This is a genomic window from Gordonia sp. SCSIO 19800 (assembly GCF_018132775.1).
Classification (GTDB): Bacteria; Actinomycetota; Actinomycetes; order Mycobacteriales; family Mycobacteriaceae; genus Gordonia; species Gordonia hongkongensis.
Map to the genome: position 1 here is coordinate 26,345 of NZ_JAGRQM010000016.1, position 16,033 is coordinate 42,377.

Here is a 16,033-nt window from a genome sequence, read left to right on the forward strand (position 1 = left end):
ATCACCGTGAACGAACAGGCAGCGAACGAACCCATCGCCATTCGGGTCAACGCCGGCGCACCGTACGACGTGACCATCGGCCGGGGACTCCTCGGTGAGGTGGCCGCGGCCGCGCAGGGCGCCGACCGCATCGCGATCCTGTATCAGCCGCCGCTGGCCAAGACCGCCGAACAGATCCGAGAGTATCTGGCGGACAAGGGGTTCGACGCCCATCGCGTCGAGATCCCCGACGCCGAGGCCGGCAAGGACCTCTCGGTCGCGTCGTTCTGCTGGGAGGTGTTCGGCCGGATCGGCCTCAAACGCAACGACAAGGTCATCAGCCTCGGCGGGGGAGCCGCCACCGACCTCGCCGGGTTCGTCGCGGCGACCTGGATGCGCGGCATCGGGGTCATCCACATCCCGACGACCCTGCTGGCGATGGTCGACGCCGCTGTGGGCGGCAAGACCGGCATCAACACCGAGGCGGGCAAGAACCTCGTCGGCTCGTTCCACGAACCCGACGCCGTCCTGATCGACACCGGCACGCTCGAGACCGTCCCGCGCAACGAGATCGTCGCCGGACTCGCCGAGGTCATCAAGACCGGGTTCATCGCCGATCCGACGATCCTCGACATCATCGAGGCCGACCCCGAAGCCGCACTCGACCCGACGTCGCCGGTACTGCCCGATCTCATCCGGCGCTCGGTGCAGGTCAAGGCCGACGTGGTGTCGGCCGACCTCAAGGAGTCATCGCTGCGCGAGATCCTCAACTACGGGCACACTCTCGGCCACGCGATCGAGCGCCGCGAGCGTTACCGCTGGCGTCACGGCGCGGCGGTGTCGGTGGGCCTGGTGTTCGCTGCCGAACTCTCCCGCCTGGCCGGCCGCCTCGACGACGCCACGGCCGACCGGCACAAGGCGATCCTGGATCTCGTGGGGTTGCCGACGACCTATGACCCGGATGCGTTCGCCGATCTCCTGCAGGGGATGGCGGGGGACAAGAAGAACCGTTCCGGCGTACTGCGTTTCGTCGTGCTCGACGGACTCGCCAAGCCGGGCCGGCTCGAAGGTCCCGACCCCGGATTGATCGCCGCTGCCTACTCGGCAGTGGCCGGTGGCTCAGCGGAGAAGAGTACGTCGGTGCTGCTCTAGTCCAGCGCTACACAAACCCACCCCTTTTCCGCAAACCCAGCCCGTCCGAGCGTGGTGGGTTTGTGGAAAAGGGGTGGATTTGCGGGTAGAGGGCCGGTCAAGACAACGTCAGCGGATCTCCCGAGTCGGGGCATCTGTGTCGGCGTGACGATTTTCGTGCACCGACCAGTCGTCGTCGGCTGCGCCCTTGTTCTGGTCGCGCCGGACGAGGAACCGGCCGATCGCCGCGCCGACGAAGGCCGGGACGAAGACGAGCAGTGCGGTGAACGACGCCCCGGCGATGAGCTCGATGAACAGGCTGGCCTGCCCGATGCCGGCCAGGACGACCGTGCCGAGGATCCAGGAGATCAACCCGGCGAGAACGCCGGCGAGGACACCGGCCTGCAGCCAGCGCACGGTCAGATCCTCGTAGTCATCGGGATCCGGGTTGGCGCGGGCGTCGCGGATGCCGTCGTAACCACCCCACACCAGGGCGATGAGCACGACGACCGCGATCGCGATGGTGCGCCAGATCGTCGAGTTCAGCGGCGCCTGCACCACGGCGAATCCCAGCAAGACGCGGGCGAGGACGTGAACTGCGGTCATCGTCAGACCGCGCACCAACCACGAAGACATGCGCGTCATCTTACTCACGGGTCTGGTGACCGCGGACACACCTGGTCGAAGTGGTCGGGTTCGCGCCGTTCGAGACCCCGCCGTAGCGTGGCGGGGGTGCCGATCAACCATGACACCGCAGGCCGCCGCGCCCGGCTGCGTGCCGAACTGCGTACCGCGGACGACCCGGTCTCGTTCCTCGTCGTCTCCGACCTCGTCAACGTCCGCTACCTGACCGGGTTCACCGGCTCCAATGCCGCCGTGCTGATCGACGTCGACGATCCGGCCGGCGACCGGATCGCCACCGACGGCCGGTATCTCACCCAGGTCGCCGAACAGGTGCCCGACGTCGAGCCGATCATCGAACGCTCGGCGGCGCGCGCCCTCGTCGACCACGCCCGGGCCGCCGGGGCGGGTCGCGTCGGCTTCGAGGCCGACACCGAGACCGTGACCGGGCACCGAGCGCTGTCCGCGGCTGTCGGGGACTCCGGGATCGAGCTCGTCAGCACGACCGGTGTCGTGCAGAACCTGCGCGCGGTCAAGGAACCGGGGGAGATCGAGCTGCTCCGGGCGGCGTGCGCGATCGGGGATGCGGCCCTGGCGCAGATCATCGCCGACGGCGTCCTGCGGGCCGGGACGACCGAGCGGCAGGTCGCGCGGGCGCTCGAGTGGGAGATGTATCGCCTCGGGGCCGACGGGATCGCGTTCGAGACGATCGTGGCCGCCGGCGCGCACTCGGCGATCCCGCATCACCGGCCCACCCACACGGCTCTGGCGGACGGCGATCTGGTCAAGATCGACTTCGGCTCGGTGGTCGGCGGGTATCACTCCGACATGACCAGGACCTTCATCCTGAGGCGCGCGGCGTCGTGGCAGCGGGACCTCTACGAACTCGTCGCCACCGCACAGGCCGCCGGCTGCCGGGCCCTGACGCCCGGCGCCGACCTGCGGGCGGTCGACGCCGCGGCCCGCGATGTGATCGCCGACGCCGGCCACGGCGATAACTACGTGCACGGTCTCGGTCACGGAGTGGGACTGGAGATCCACGAAGCGCCGGGAATCGGCAAACTCGCGGCGGGTACACTGCCATGCGGTGCTGCGGTCACCGTGGAGCCCGGTGTCTACCTACCCGGATGGGGTGGGGTCCGGATCGAGGACACATTGGTGGTCACCGACGGCGACCCCGACCTGCTGACCGCCACCGACAAGACATTCACCGTCATCTGACTGCAAGGGAACGAAAACCACATGGCATCCACCGCCGACTTCAAGAACGGCCTCGTGCTGCGCATGGACGACCAGCTCTGGCAGATCATGGAGTTCCAGCACGTCAAGCCGGGCAAGGGCCCCGCGTTCGTGCGCACCAAGATCAAGAACGTGCTGAGCGGCAAGACGGTCGACAAGACCTTCAACGCGGGCGTCAAGGTCGAGACCGCGACCGTCGACCGTCGCGACATGACCTTCCTCTACAACGACGGCACCGACTACGTGTTCATGGACGCGCAGGACTACGAGCAGTTCTCCCTGCCGCCGGCCACCGTCGGCGACGGCGCCCGCTTCCTGCTGGAGAACATGACCGTGCAGGTCTCGCTGAACGAGGGCAACCCGTTGTTCGTCGAACTGCCGGTCACGGTGGAGCTGATCGTCGCCCAGACCGATCCCGGACTCCAGGGCGACCGTTCCACCGGCGGCACCAAGCCCGCCACGCTCGAGACCGGCGCCGAGATCCAGGTTCCGCTGTTCATCAACACCGGTGACAAGCTCAAGGTCGATTCGCGCGACGGCAGCTATCTCGGCCGCGTCAACTCCTGACCTGTGAAACAACCCGGAACCCGACACAAGGCGCGGCGGCGCGCGGTGGACCTGCTCTTCGAGGCCGAGGCCAAGAAGGTCAGTCCCGCGCAGCTCGTCGCCGAACGTCGTGAGTACGTCCGCTCGGACGAGAGCGTCGGCTCGATCCACGACTACACCGCGACCGTGATCCAGGGGCTCGCCGAGGACCAGGGTCAGGTCGACGCGGTCATCTCGTCGTACCTGCGCGACTGGACCCTCGAACGCCTCCCGGCTGTCGACCGCGCCATCATGCGACTGGCGACGTGGGAGCTGTTCAATTCCCTCGACGTCGACACGATCGTGGTCGTCGACGAGGCGGTCGAACTGGCCAAAGAACTCTCGACGGACGACTCGCCGGCCTTCGTGAACGGCGTGCTGGCCAAGATCGCCGAGCTCGCGCCGCAGGTCCGCGCAGCCGCTTCCGCCGAACCCGGTGGGGCCGCACCCGGACGGCCGGAGCCCAACTGATCCGCACCGGGTGTGGCGTACGTCGCGGGAATTCGTCGGCGTCGCCGCCCGGTGTAGAGTGTCGCGAGACAGACATCCTTTAACGATCCGTCCTGCGAGGCGGAGAAGGAGGTCGGCCTTGGCCAGCCCCGCTCCCAGGGTGCTGCTCGATGCCGCTGACGTGTCGCGCACGATTGCCCGTGTCGCACACCAGGTCATCGAGAAGACTGCTCTGGACTCGCCCGACGCACCTCGCGTCGTCCTCATCGGAATCCCCACTCGCGGAACATCTCTCGCCACCCGCCTGGGTGCCAAGATCGGCGAATTCGCGGGCGTCGACGTGCCGGTGGGATATCTCGACATCACGCTCTACCGCGATGATCTGCGCGGCAAGCCACACCGCCCGCTCGAGCGGACGATGGTGCCGGCCGGTGGCGTCGACAGCGCCATCGTGATCCTCGTCGACGATGTCCTCTACTCCGGACGGACGGTCCGTGCCGCGCTCGATGCACTGCGCGATCTCGGTCGTCCTGCGGCCGTGCAACTCGCGGTCCTCGTCGACCGTGGCCATCGCGAACTCCCGTTGCGCGCAGACTATGTCGGCAAGAACATCCCGACGGCCCGCGACGAACAGGTCTCGGTCCATCTCGTCGAACACGACGGCATCGACGAGGTCGTCCTCGCCTCGGCGTCGAGTTCGGTTGCCGCGGAGAGTGATTCATGATGCGGCATCTGTTGTCGACGCAAGACCTCAGCCGTGACGATGCCACCGCCCTCCTCGACGACGCCGAGCGTTTCGAGCAGGCCCTGACCGGGCGTGAGGTGCGCAAACTGCCGACGCTGCGCGGTCGGACGGTGATGACCGTGTTCTACGAGAACTCCACCCGCACCCGGGTCTCCTTCGAAGTCGCGGGCAAGTGGATGAGTGCCGACGTCATCAACGTCAGTGCTTCGAGTTCCTCTGCGGGCAAAGGGGAGTCGTTGCGCGACACGGCCAAGACCCTGCACGCGGCGGGCGCCGACGCGCTGATCGTCCGGCATCCGGCGTCGGGCGCGCCGGCCCAGATCGCCGACTGGACGACCACGCCCGACGGTGACGGTCCCGCGGTCATCAACGCCGGCGACGGAACGCACGAGCATCCCACGCAGGCGCTCCTCGACGCGCTGACCCTGCGACAGCGGCTCGGTTCGCTCGAGGGCAGGCGGATCGCGATCGTCGGCGACATCATCCACTCCCGCGTCGCGCGGTCGAACGCCCACCTGCTCTCGACGCTCGGCGCCGAGGTCGTCCTGGTGGCGCCCCCGACGCTGCTGCCGGTCGGGGTGGACCAGTGGCCGGTGAGCGTCTCGGGAAGTCTCGACGCCGAGCTGCCGGCCGTCGACGCCGTCATGATGCTCCGCGTCCAGGCCGAACGTATGAACGGCGGGTTCTTCCCGAGTGCCCGCGAGTACTCGGTCCGCTTCGGGCTCAACGATCGTCGGATGGCGTTGCTGGCCGACGATGCCGTGGTCCTGCATCCCGGACCGATGTTGCGCGGCATGGAGATCGGCTACTCGGTGGCCGATTCACCGAAGGCGACCGTGCTGGAACAGGTCCGCAACGGCGTGCACGTGCGGATGGCGGTCCTGTTCCGGCTGCTCGTCGGCTCCGATTCCGCGGGAGCGCACCTGTGACCGCCCACGACATCGTGTCAGGAGATGTGAAGTGACCGCCCGCACCGGATCCGTTCTTCTCCGCGCAGTTCGTCCATACGGCGAGGGTGACCCGATCGACGTCCTCGTAGTCGACGGCATCATCAGCGAGATCGGACACCAGGTCACCGCACCCGAGGACACCGACGTCCTCGACGGCAAAGGTGGCGTGCTTCTGCCCGGCTTCGTCGACCTCCACACCCACCTGCGGGAGCCGGGCCGCGAGGACACCGAGACGATCCGCTCGGGTTCGGCGGCCGCGGCGCTCGGCGGTTACACCGCGGTCTTCGCGATGGCCAACACCAGCCCGGTGGCCGACAACTCGACCGTCACCGACAACGTGTGGCGGTCCGGGCGCGAGGTCGGACTCGTCGACGTGTACCCGGTCGGCGCCGTGACCGTGGGTCTGGCCGGCAAGCAGCTCGCCGAGATGGGCATGATGGCCGCCGGTGCCGCCGGCGTGCGGATGTTCAGCGACGACGGGAAGTGCGTCGACGATCCGCTCCTGATGCGCCGCGCGCTCGAGTACGCGACCGGGCTCGGCGTCCTCATCGCCCAGCACGCCGAGGAGCCGCGGCTGACCGTCGGTGCCGTCGCCAACGAGGGGCCCACGGCCTCGCGCCTCGGGCTGGCGGGCTGGCCGCGTGCGGCCGAGGAGTCGATCGTCATCCGCGACGCCCTGCTCGCGCGCGACGCGGGTGCACGCATCCACATCTGTCACGCCTCGACCGAGGGCACCGTCGAACTACTGCGCTGGGCCAAGGACCAGGGGATCGCGATCACCGCCGAGGTGACCCCGCATCACCTGCTGCTCGACGACTCGCGGCTGGAGACGTACGACCCGGTCAACAAGGTGAATCCGCCGCTGCGCGAGGTCCGCGACAAAGACGCGTTGCGACAGGCGCTGGCCGAGGGGATCGTCGACTGTGTGGCCACCGACCACGCCCCGCACGCCGCGCAGGAGAAGTGCTGCGAGTTCGCCCAGGCCAAGCCCGGCATGCTCGGCCTGCAGACCGCACTGCCGATCATCGTCGAGACCCTCGTCAAGCCCGGCCTGCTCGACTGGCGCGGCGTCGCGCGTGTGATGAGCGAGCGGCCCGCGCAGATCGTCGAACTGACTGATCAGGGCCGTCCGATCGAGGTCGGCGAGCCGGCGAACCTGGCCGTCGTCGACCCGGACACGTCCTGGGTGGTGCACGGTCCCGAGCTGGCGAGCCTGTCGGCCAACACCCCGTTCGAGTCGATGACCATGCCCGCCACCGTCACCGCGACGGTGCTGCGCGGCGTGGTGACGGCCCACGACGGGCAGGTGACCCCATGACCGCGAGACCCAGGCGTGGACTGGTACCGGCGATCCTCGCGGTGCTGGTGGTCGCCTCGGTGATCGCGTCGCTGCTCGGATACGGCAAGATCGTCTTCAACGCCTGGTTCATCGGCGTGGTCGCACTGCTCGCCCTCGGGGTGGCGTCGGTGTTCTACCTGCTGGCGACCGGGAATCGGAAGAAGACCGCGGCGCAGGCCGACGTGATCGGCACGCTTCCGACGATCCCCACCGAGCCGGGCGCGGTACTCAGAGGTCCAGATACCGGCCTCTACCTCGGCAGCACCATCGCGCCGAGCTGGCAGAACCGGGTGACCGTCGGTGACATCGGCGACCGGGCGTCCTCGGTGCTGACCGAATTCGAGACGGGCATCCTCATCGCGCGTCAGGGAGCCAGTGACCTATGGATTCCCCGGGAATCGATCACCGCGGTCCGGACCGAACGCGGCATCGCGGGCAAGGTGATGACCGCCGACGGCGTTCTCGCCATCCGCTGGGTCCTGCCCAGCGGCACCGAGATCGACTCCGGGGTGCGCGCCGACGACAAAACGATCTACCCCGGCTGGGTGAGCGCCTTCGCCGGGACGCATGACAGTGGACACGGGCCACAGGGACAAGGGGCACAGGAATGAACACAGCGGTCTTGGTGCTGGAGAACGGCCAGGTGTTCACCGGCCGGAGCTTCGGCGCAGTCGGCGAGACCCTTGGCGAGGCGGTGTTCTGCACCGCGATGACCGGCTATCAGGAAACCCTGACCGATCCGAGCTACCACCGGCAGATCGTGGTCGCCACGGCGCCGCAGATCGGCAACACCGGTTGGAACACCGAGGACGGCGAGAGCACGGGCAGCGCCGGGAGCACCGGCGTCGACGGTGACTCGGGCAAGATCTGGGTCGCGGGGTATGCGGTTCGCAACCCCACCCGACGCGTCTCCAACTGGCGCGCGACGACCTCCCTCGAAGAGGAGCTGGACCGTCAGGGCATCGTCGGGATCGGCGGTATCGACACCCGCACCGTGGTGCGCATCCTCCGCGACCACGGGTCGATGAAGGCCGGGATCTTCTCCGGTCCGGCGCTCGCCGACACCGACGAACTCGTCGCCCGCGTGCGCAATCAACCGGACATGAAGGGCGCCCGGCTGGCCGACGAGGTCACCACCGACAGCGGTTACGTGGTCGAACCCCTCGACCAGCACCGGTTCACGGTGGCCGCCATCGACCTGGGCATCAAGACCAACACGCCGCGGATGTTCGCCGAACGCGGCGTCCGCACCCACGTGCTGCCCGCGACCGTCGCGCTCGACGCCATCGCCGACCTCAAACCCGACGGGGTGTTCCTCTCGAACGGTCCCGGCGACCCGGCTACGGCCGACGACATCGTCGAACTCACCCGCGGGGTGCTCGGCCAGGACATCCCGCTGTTCGGCATCTGCTTCGGAAACCAGATCCTGGGCCGCGCGCTCGGCCGGTCGACCTACAAGATGACGTTCGGTCACCGGGGCATCAACATCCCGGTCGTCGACCACGCCACCGGCAAGGTCTCGATCACCTCGCAGAACCACGGCTTCGCGCTCCAGGGCGAGGCGGGCGAGGAGTTCGACTCCGACTTCGGCCGCGCCCGGGTCAGCCATGTCTGCGCCAACGACGGCACCGTTGAGGGCGTCGAGCTGCTCTCCGGTCGCGCCTACTCGGTGCAGTACCACCCCGAGGCGGCCGCCGGTCCCCACGACGCCGCCTACCTGTTCGACAAGTTCGTCACCCTGCTCGAAGGGGACAAGTCCCAAGGAGCGAGTGCCTGATGCCGCGCCGCGAAGACATCAACCACGTCCTGGTCATCGGGTCCGGGCCGATCGTGATCGGTCAGGCGTGTGAGTTCGACTACTCCGGCACCCAGGCCTGCCGGGTCCTCAAGGCCGAGGGCCTGCGGGTCAGCCTGGTCAACTCGAACCCGGCCACGATCATGACCGATCCGGAGTTCGCCGACGCCACCTACATCGAGCCGATCACGGCCGAGTACGTGGAGAAGGTCATCGAGGCCGAGCGCGACGCCGGGCATCCCATCGACGCCGTGCTGGCCACCCTCGGCGGTCAGACCGCGTTGAACACCGCTGTTGCACTGCACGATCGCGGCTCACTGGAGAAGTACGGCATCGAGCTGATCGGCGCCGACTTCGACGCCATCCAGCGCGGCGAGGACCGGCAGATGTTCAAGGACATCGTCGAGAAGGTCGGCGGGGAGAGCGCCCGGTCCCGCGTCTGCCACACGATGGACGAGGTGCGGGACACCGTCGCCGAACTCGGGTTCCCGGTCGTCGTCCGGCCGTCGTTCACCATGGGCGGTCTCGGCTCGGGAATGGCTTACGACGACGAGGACCTCGACCGGATCGCGGGCGGCGGTCTCGCCGCCTCCCCGACCGCGAACGTCCTCATCGAGGAGTCGATCCTCGGGTGGAAGGAGTACGAGCTCGAGCTCATGCGCGACAACCGCGACAATGTGGTGGTCGTCTGCTCGATCGAGAACCTCGACCCGGTCGGCGTCCACACCGGTGACTCGGTGACCGTCGCCCCGGCGATGACGCTCACCGACCGCGAGTACCAGATCATGCGCGACCTCTCCATCGACATCCTGCGCGAGGTCGGCGTCGACACCGGCGGCTGCAACATCCAGTTCGCCCAGGACCCGCGCGACGGCAGGCTCGTCGTCATCGAGATGAACCCGCGGGTCTCGCGGTCGTCGGCGCTGGCGTCGAAGGCCACGGGTTTCCCGATCGCGAAGATCGCCGCGAAGCTGGCCATCGGCTACAGCCTCGACGAGATCGTCAACGACATCACCAAGGAGACCCCGGCCTGTTTCGAGCCTACGCTCGACTATGTCGTGGTCAAGGCTCCGCGGTTCGCGTTCGAGAAGTTCCCGGGCGCCGACGACACCCTCACCACCACGATGAAGTCGGTGGGTGAGGCCATGAGCCTCGGCCGCAGCTTCGCCGAGGCACTCGGAAAGGTCATGCGGTCGCTGGAGACGAAGGCCGGCGGCTTCTGGGCCGAGCCCAACCGCCCTGACCCGGCGACCGTCGACCTGCCCGCACTGCTCGAGGACATCAAGACCCCGCGCGACGGCCGGTTGTACAAGCTGATGCTCGCCTTCGAGGCCGGCGCGACGATCGAGGACCTCTACGAGGCCACTGCGATCGATCCCTGGTTCCTCGCCGAGATCGGCGGGATCGCCGCGCTCGGAGCGGAGATCCGCGACGCCGACACACTGGACGAGCCGTTGCTGCGCGAGGCCAAGTCCACCGGCTTCTCCGACCGTCAGATCGCCGCTCTGCGTTCGGATTTCGCCGACGAGGCAGCCGTTCGCGCCCACCGGATCGGGCTGGGCGTACGGCCGGTCTACAAGACCGTCGACACCTGCGCGGCCGAGTTCGAGGCGAAGACGCCGTACCACTACTCGAGCTATGAACTCGACCCCGGGGCGACCAGTGAGATCGCGCCCCAGACGGAGCGCCCCAAGGTCCTGATCCTCGGTTCGGGCCCCAACCGCATCGGTCAGGGCATCGAGTTCGACTACTCGTGCGTGCACGCCGCATTGACCCTGTCGGACGCCGGATACGAGACCGTCATGGTCAACTGCAACCCGGAGACGGTGTCCACCGACTACGACACCGCCGACCGTCTCTACTTCGAGCCGCTGACGTTCGAGGACGTCCTCGAGGTCTACCACGCCGAATCGGAGTCGGGCACCGTCGAAGGTGTCATCGTCCAGCTCGGCGGCCAGACGCCGCTCGGTCTCGCGCACCGTCTGGAGGAGGCCGGGGTGCCGATCGTCGGCACCAGCCCGGCGGCCATCGACCTCGCGGAGGATCGCGGCGAGTTCGGCAAGGTGCTGACCGCCGCCGGGCTCCCGGCCCCCGCGTTCGGCACCGCGACGAGCTTCGACGAGGCCCGCGACACCGCTGCCCGGATCGGGTACCCGGTGCTCGTCCGGCCGTCGTACGTCCTCGGTGGACGCGGCATGGAGATCGTCTACGACGAGAAGTCCCTGGAGGATTACATCTCTCGCGCGACCGAGCTGACCCCGGATCATCCGGTACTGGTCGACCGGTTCCTCGAAGACGCGGTGGAGATCGACGTCGACGCCCTCTGCGACGGCGACGAGGTCTACATCGGCGGCGTGATGGAACACATCGAAGAGGCCGGAATCCACTCCGGTGACTCGGCGTGCGCGTTGCCGCCGGTCACTCTCGGCCGCGCCGACCTCGAGATGGTGCGGACCTCGACCGAGGCGCTGGCCAGGGGCATCGGCGTCAAGGGTCTGCTCAACGTCCAGTACGCGCTCAAGGACGACATCCTCTACGTGCTCGAGGCCAATCCGCGTGCGAGCCGGACGGTGCCGTTCGTCTCCAAGGCCACCGCCGTGCCCCTGGCCAAGGCGTGTGCGCGCGTCATGCTCGGCGCGTCGATCGCCGATCTGCGGGAGCAGGGCATCCTGCCCGCCGCCGGCGACGGCGGAGAGGCTCCGGCGACGGCGCCGATCTCGGTGAAGGAAGCGGTGCTGCCGTTCAACCGGTTCCGTCGCCATGACGGCAGCGGGGTCGACAACCTGCTGAGCCCCGAGATGAAGTCGACCGGTGAGGTCATGGGCATCGACGCCGACTTCGGTCGCGCATTCGCCAAGTCGCAGACCGCCGCGTACGGCTCGCTCCCGACCAGCGGCAAGATCTTCGTGTCGGTGGCCAACAAGGACAAGCGGGCGCTGATCTTCCCGGTGAAGCACCTCGCCGACCTGGGGTTCGACATCCTGGCCACCGAGGGGACCGCGGACGTGTTGCGCCGCAACGGGATCAAGTGCGAGACGGTGCGCAAGCACTTCGAGGCCGCCGAGGGGCAGCGCACGATCGTCGACATCATCCGCGCCGGCGAGGTGACGATGGTGATCAACACCCCGTACGGCAACTCGGGGCCCCGCGTCGACGGCTACGAGATCCGGAGCGCCGCGGTGTCGGTGAACATCCCGTGTATCACCACGGTGCAGGGTGCCTCGGCCGCTGTGCAGGGCATCGAGGCCGCGATGACCGGCGACATCGGGGTGCGGTCGCTGCAGGACCGGCACGCCGACCTGGCCGGCCGCTCGTGACGGACGAGTCCGGGTTCGGCGGCCGCTACACGAGGGCGGTCGCCGAGCGCGGGCGTCTGTGCGCCGGGATCGATCCCCACGCCGCGTTGCTCGCGGAGTGGGGCCTGTCGGTGGACATCGACGGACTGTCGGCGTTCGCCGACATCTGCGTCGAGGCGCTGGGTCCGGTGGCCGCCGTCATCAAACCTCAGGTCGCGTTCTTCGAGCCGTTCGGTTCCGCGGGGTTCACGGTACTGGAACGCGTCATCGCGGGCTGCCGCGAGGCGGGCGCCCTCGTCATCGCCGACGCCAAGCGCGGTGACATCGGTTCGACGATGGCCGCCTACGCGCAGGCCTGGTTGTCCGAGTCGTCGCCGCTGTGCGCCGACTCGGTCACCGCGTCTCCCTACCTGGGTTACGAATCCCTGCGCCCTGCACTGGATCTCGCGCGGTCCGGCGAGCGCGGCGTCTTCGTGCTGGCGCGGACGTCGAACCCGGAGGGCGGCGAGCTCCAGCGGGCGCAGGTGGGGGAGCGGACGGTCGCGCAATCGATCGTCGACGCCGCGGCCGCCGAGAACACGGACGGGTCCGCGACCGTCGGTCTGGTCGTCGGGGCGACACGTGAGCACGGGCTCGATCTCGCCGGCCTCCGCGGCCCGATCCTGGCCCCCGGGCTGGGTGCCCAGGGTGCGACGGCCGCCGACCTGCCGATCGTGTTCGACGGGGCCGACCCGGCCTGGGTGCTGCCCGCCAGTTCCCGCGGGGTGCTCCGAGCCGGGCCCGATCCCATCGCCCTGCGCGACGCTTTCGTCCGCACCCGGGACGAGGTCGAGGCCGCGCTGGGCTGAGGTGCGGTCAGGAGTCGCGGGTTCGGGAGACAACCGGCGGTCGCCAGGGCGCAGCCCGCTCCGGCGACTGCCACGACTCGCTCACGACGTTCCGCTGTTCGTTCGCCGAAGAACCGGTGGTGTCACCGTTTGGTCGGGGGACAGCCGCTCGTCGCGCCCCAGAACAGGGTTGCCGTCGGTTTCGATCACCGCGTCGTATCCCCAGCGGATCGTCTGAACGGGGTCCGGTCCGTGGAAGAAGATGTACCAGCCGTCGGAACCGCCACGATCGGGGTCGCTGCTGACGAACCCGGCGAAGCAGATACCGCTGGTTCCGGCGTAGACGTTCACGTCCTCGCTCTGGTTGTGGTCTCCGATTTTGAGAAGTCGGTCCCAACCGTCATGCCGCCAGCCGGCGCTGTGCGCGATGTCGTTGAGGGTCGGTGAGGTGTTCGTCGCGGCAGCGAATCCCTCTGCGGCCCCGATGAATGCCTCAGAAGAGCCCAATGGCTCTGCAGTGCTGTCGAGGTCGAAATGTCGCGTGCATTCGACCTGGGGGTCGTCGCCGACGCGCGGTATCGCGAGACAACCGGTCGTCGCAGCGCAGAGGGATGCCATCGCAAGTGTCAGCAAACAGCGCCAGGGGCGGTGGAGTCTTGAGTTCTTCATCTCAGCGTCCGGGCATCTGAAGCGGTATGTCTGTCTTTAATGCGATACCCGTGCGGTGCTTCTCGACGTTGTCGCTCCACTCGATCTTTCCGTTCGTGTCGAGGACCAGGGTGCGGCCGTCGGCCATCGCTCGGTCCACGAGGTCTGCGAGTTCCTCCGGAGTCGCGTCTGTGTTCTCCGAGGCGATTCGTCGTCCTAGCTCGTTGTTGTAGAGATCCATCGCTTCGCGGTGGGCCGGATTGCCTCCCAGACCCTCATGAGCGGTGGCAAATCGCTCGGTCCAGTCCTTGCCGAACCGATCAGTCATCAGAGCATTCCAGTACGTATGTCGGAAGGCGTCACCGTGTCCGTCGGCTTGCGATCTCTTGGAGTCTCCGGCATTGGGATGTCTTTGCTGTGAAACGGTATCCGCCTTCGACTGGATCTGGAAGAAGTCGTAGACGGCTCGCCAACCCGTCACCGGTACCGCCCCCATCTCGGCGAGCATGGTGACTTCCTCGGGCGTCATGAGGGTGGGCTTGAACGTGGGATCGAACCTGCGGATCGTGTCGAGCAGGTCGCCCGAGGGCCACAGTCGCGCTCCGCCCTTGGAGGCGTCGACCTGATACTCGCGCAGGATCTCGGCGAGCCGGGGATCGGAGTGGTGACCCGCCGCTCCTGCTTTCACGGAGTCGGGGAGTTTCTCGAGTATCCGTCGCAGCCCTTCGGACCCGACCTTGTCGATCTCCTCGATGCGCCGCAGGGAACCGCGGATCTCCTTGGTGAGGTAGCTCTCCAGTGACTCCTTCTGCACGATCTTGACCTGGTAGGCCAACTTCCAGGTCTTCAGCCATTCGAGGTTCGACTTCGTCGAGTAGACCTCCCCGTCACCGGCGACGGCGAGTTCGAACTCCGAGCCGAGTGCCTCGGCCTTCTTCGACCTCACGTTGGCGATCTCGCCTTCCATCGACGCCAAGAGGGAATCGAACTTCCCGGCCAGCGACTCGATCACGGTGGCACTGCGATCGGCAGCGTCCGCGTGCGCGTTCGACGACTCCCGGGCGTCCCGTCCGCCGTCACTGCGCCAGTACTCCAGTGAGCCGTCGAAGGTCGTGGCAGCTGCTCTGGCCGTACCCCTCAAGTCGGCGGATTTCGACGTCAACCGGTCACTGACCGTCCTCGCGCTGCCGAAGTCCCACGCCAGCACCTTCTCGACGGTGTACGCGAATCCATCCGACACCGCTCAGCCTCCCGGCGTCGCCGGTACGGCGGCAGTGGACTCGATCCCGGCTGCGCCATGGCGGTCGGAGTTCTCATAGGACTCAGCGGCCCGCGTGCACAGGTCGGCATAACCCAGGTACCTGTCGGCATGGTGGTCTATCACCTTGTTCAGAGCTTTCGCCGCATCCCTGAGGTTCGCGGCGAGCTCGTTGCCCCCGGCACCACTGGAGGCGTCGACCCCGCCGTCGAGCGGCGCGAGCCTGCATACCGTTCCGTCGACCGCACGCATCTTCTCGCCCAGTTCGCGCACCCGCGCCGGAACCACCTTCATCAACCGCCCCCGATCAGCTACTTCCCCGAAAGTCAGATCATGCTAGCCGCGTGCACCGACGACGGCGGGCAGCTGTCCCCAGGGACGTCGGTAGGCCGCCCGCGACACGCGCGGTGCCTCGGTCCAATCCCAGAATTTCCGGTCACATCACTGGTGTCACACGCGTCTCAGTCGAGGGACGTCCGGGCGGGAGGTCGTTCGCTTTGCTATCGACCAGGTTGTCGCCTGATGTAGCGCTGACCTGCGAAAATTCCGAGAAATACGTAGTCAGCGTGATGGGGGAGGCACTGAATCGGTGCTGTGCTCCCGTGAACGCACACGAGGCCCTACAACATGAGAAAACGCCCCCAAAACGGGGGGTCGCACTCGCAAATGCCTGCTCACGTGGGTACGGTCGCATTCGCCGCCAACATTTTGATGGCGTCGGCCGGGTGCAGACCCGGCTGACAGGCCGGCGATGGCGATCCAGCCGCGGTCGCACGGCAACAGAGCCTCGGACGCCCCCGGGCGAACGATGCAGTCCCACTCGAGAACGAAAGACGGAGGAACCCCGTGGCCCTTCCCCAGTTGACCGATGAGCAGCGCGCCGCTGCGTTGGAGAAGGCAGCTGCCGCTCGTCGCGTCCGCGCGGAGCTCAAGGAGCGCCTCAAGCGCGGTGGCACCGATCTCCAGCAGGTGCTCAAGGATGCCGAGAACGACGAGATCCTGGGCAAGATGAAGGTCTCGGCCCTGCTCGAGGCCCTGCCCAAGGTCGGCAAGGTCAAGGCGCAGGAGATCATGACCGAGCTCGAGATCGCCCCGACCCGCCGCCTGCGCGGTCTCGGCGACCGTCAGCGCAAGGCTCTGCTCGAGAAGTTCAGCTCCTGAGCGTGAGCA

Annotated in this window: 16 protein-coding genes; 12 read left to right on the forward strand and 4 right to left on the reverse strand. The window is 67.9% G+C overall.

The genetic code is table 11. The annotated features are described in order from the left end of the window. Positions 1-6 precede the first annotated feature (6 nt). A complete protein-coding gene (aroB, locus tag KB201_RS17160; RefSeq protein WP_058250560.1) occupies positions 7-1,131 on the forward strand; it encodes a 3-dehydroquinate synthase in 1,125 nt (374 codons plus the stop codon). Between the two features lie 108 nt (positions 1,132-1,239). Here the strand turns inward: aroB and KB201_RS17165 are convergent, their stop codons facing one another. Further along, the gene (locus KB201_RS17165; protein WP_058250561.1) at positions 1,240-1,746 is read right to left on the reverse strand and encodes a B-4DMT family transporter; all 507 of its coding nucleotides are present in this window, start codon (positions 1,744-1,746) and stop codon (positions 1,240-1,242) included. Between the two features lie 96 nt (positions 1,747-1,842). Here KB201_RS17165 and KB201_RS17170 point away from each other — a divergent pair, with 96 nt between their 5' ends. The 10 genes from KB201_RS17170 to pyrF all read left to right on the forward strand — a co-directional run bounded on the left by KB201_RS17170 (position 1,843) and on the right by pyrF (position 12,978). Continuing rightward, positions 1,843-2,952, forward strand: a complete 1,110-nt coding sequence (locus KB201_RS17170; RefSeq protein WP_211539952.1) for an aminopeptidase P family protein — start codon at positions 1,843-1,845, stop codon at positions 2,950-2,952. A 21-nt stretch (positions 2,953-2,973) separates the two neighbouring features. Beyond that, on the forward strand, positions 2,974-3,537 hold the full coding sequence (gene efp / locus KB201_RS17175; protein ID WP_058250342.1) for an elongation factor P: 564 nt from the start codon (positions 2,974-2,976) through the stop codon (positions 3,535-3,537). A 3-nt stretch (positions 3,538-3,540) separates the two neighbouring features. After that, entirely contained in the window at positions 3,541-4,026 is a 486-nt protein-coding gene (gene nusB / locus KB201_RS17180; RefSeq protein WP_058250343.1) for a transcription antitermination factor NusB, read from the forward strand. Positions 4,027-4,144: 118 nt separating this feature from the next. Beyond that, complete coding sequence (pyrR, locus tag KB201_RS17185; protein WP_068971602.1) at positions 4,145-4,729, forward strand: bifunctional pyr operon transcriptional regulator/uracil phosphoribosyltransferase PyrR; 585 nt, start codon at positions 4,145-4,147, stop codon at positions 4,727-4,729. Continuing rightward, entirely contained in the window at positions 4,729-5,679 is a 951-nt protein-coding gene (locus tag KB201_RS17190) for an aspartate carbamoyltransferase catalytic subunit (RefSeq protein WP_058250562.1), read from the forward strand. The genes pyrR and KB201_RS17190 overlap by 1 nt, the downstream gene beginning before the upstream one ends. A 31-nt stretch (positions 5,680-5,710) precedes the next feature. Next, entirely contained in the window at positions 5,711-7,018 is a 1,308-nt protein-coding gene (locus KB201_RS17195; protein ID WP_058250345.1) for a dihydroorotase, read from the forward strand. After that, entirely contained in the window at positions 7,015-7,650 is a 636-nt protein-coding gene (locus KB201_RS17200) for a hypothetical protein (protein WP_058250346.1), read from the forward strand. Before KB201_RS17195 ends, KB201_RS17200 begins: the two co-directional genes overlap by 4 nt. After that, on the forward strand, positions 7,647-8,816 hold the full coding sequence (gene carA, locus KB201_RS17205) for a glutamine-hydrolyzing carbamoyl-phosphate synthase small subunit (RefSeq protein WP_211539953.1): 1,170 nt from the start codon (positions 7,647-7,649) through the stop codon (positions 8,814-8,816). The genes KB201_RS17200 and carA overlap by 4 nt, the downstream gene beginning before the upstream one ends. Continuing rightward, the gene (gene carB, locus KB201_RS17210; protein WP_211539954.1) at positions 8,816-12,151 is read left to right on the forward strand and encodes a carbamoyl-phosphate synthase large subunit; all 3,336 of its coding nucleotides are present in this window, start codon (positions 8,816-8,818) and stop codon (positions 12,149-12,151) included. The genes carA and carB overlap by 1 nt, the downstream gene beginning before the upstream one ends. Beyond that, the gene (gene pyrF / locus KB201_RS17215) at positions 12,148-12,978 is read left to right on the forward strand and encodes an orotidine-5'-phosphate decarboxylase (protein ID WP_211539955.1); all 831 of its coding nucleotides are present in this window, start codon (positions 12,148-12,150) and stop codon (positions 12,976-12,978) included. The genes carB and pyrF overlap by 4 nt, the downstream gene beginning before the upstream one ends. Before the next feature lie 81 nt (positions 12,979-13,059). On the opposite strand, the gene KB201_RS17220 is transcribed toward pyrF, so the two are convergent. The 3 genes from KB201_RS17220 to KB201_RS17230 are packed head-to-tail and all read right to left on the reverse strand — an operon-like array spanning position 13,060 to position 15,157. Beyond that, on the reverse strand, positions 13,060-13,575 hold the full coding sequence (locus KB201_RS17220) for a hypothetical protein (RefSeq protein ID WP_211539956.1): 516 nt from the start codon (positions 13,573-13,575) through the stop codon (positions 13,060-13,062). Between the two features lie 52 nt (positions 13,576-13,627). Then, positions 13,628-14,845 (reverse strand): hypothetical protein, encoded by a 1,218-nt coding sequence (locus KB201_RS17225; protein WP_211539957.1) that lies wholly within the window; start codon positions 14,843-14,845, stop codon positions 13,628-13,630. A 3-nt stretch (positions 14,846-14,848) separates the two neighbouring features. Then, positions 14,849-15,157 carry a type VII secretion target gene (locus KB201_RS17230; protein ID WP_078112361.1) on the reverse strand — a complete coding sequence of 103 codons (309 nt, stop codon included), beginning with the start codon at positions 15,155-15,157 and terminating at the stop codon, positions 14,849-14,851. 552 nt (positions 15,158-15,709) lie between these two features. Between KB201_RS17230 and mihF the strand changes: the two genes are divergently transcribed. Next, positions 15,710-16,024 (forward strand): integration host factor, actinobacterial type, encoded by a 315-nt coding sequence (gene mihF, locus KB201_RS17235; protein WP_004021989.1) that lies wholly within the window; start codon positions 15,710-15,712, stop codon positions 16,022-16,024. Positions 16,025-16,033: the final 9 nt, after the last annotated feature.

Coding starts and splice junctions, on each gene's coding strand:
- KB201_RS17165 (WP_058250561.1), bottom strand. CDS start 1,746: ATGTCTTCGTGGTTGGTGCGCGGTCTGACGATGACCGCAGTTCACGTC.
- efp (WP_058250342.1), top strand. CDS start 2,974: ATGGCATCCACCGCCGACTTCAAGAACGGCCTCGTGCTGCGCATGGAC.
- KB201_RS17190 (WP_058250562.1), top strand. CDS start 4,729: ATGCGGCATCTGTTGTCGACGCAAGACCTCAGCCGTGACGATGCCACC.
- KB201_RS17200 (WP_058250346.1), top strand. CDS start 7,015: ATGACCGCGAGACCCAGGCGTGGACTGGTACCGGCGATCCTCGCGGTG.
- carA (WP_211539953.1), top strand. CDS start 7,647: ATGAACACAGCGGTCTTGGTGCTGGAGAACGGCCAGGTGTTCACCGGC.
- carB (WP_211539954.1), top strand. CDS start 8,816: ATGCCGCGCCGCGAAGACATCAACCACGTCCTGGTCATCGGGTCCGGG.
- KB201_RS17220 (WP_211539956.1), bottom strand. CDS start 13,575: ATGGCATCCCTCTGCGCTGCGACGACCGGTTGTCTCGCGATACCGCGC.
- KB201_RS17230 (WP_078112361.1), bottom strand. CDS start 15,157: ATGAAGGTGGTTCCGGCGCGGGTGCGCGAACTGGGCGAGAAGATGCGT.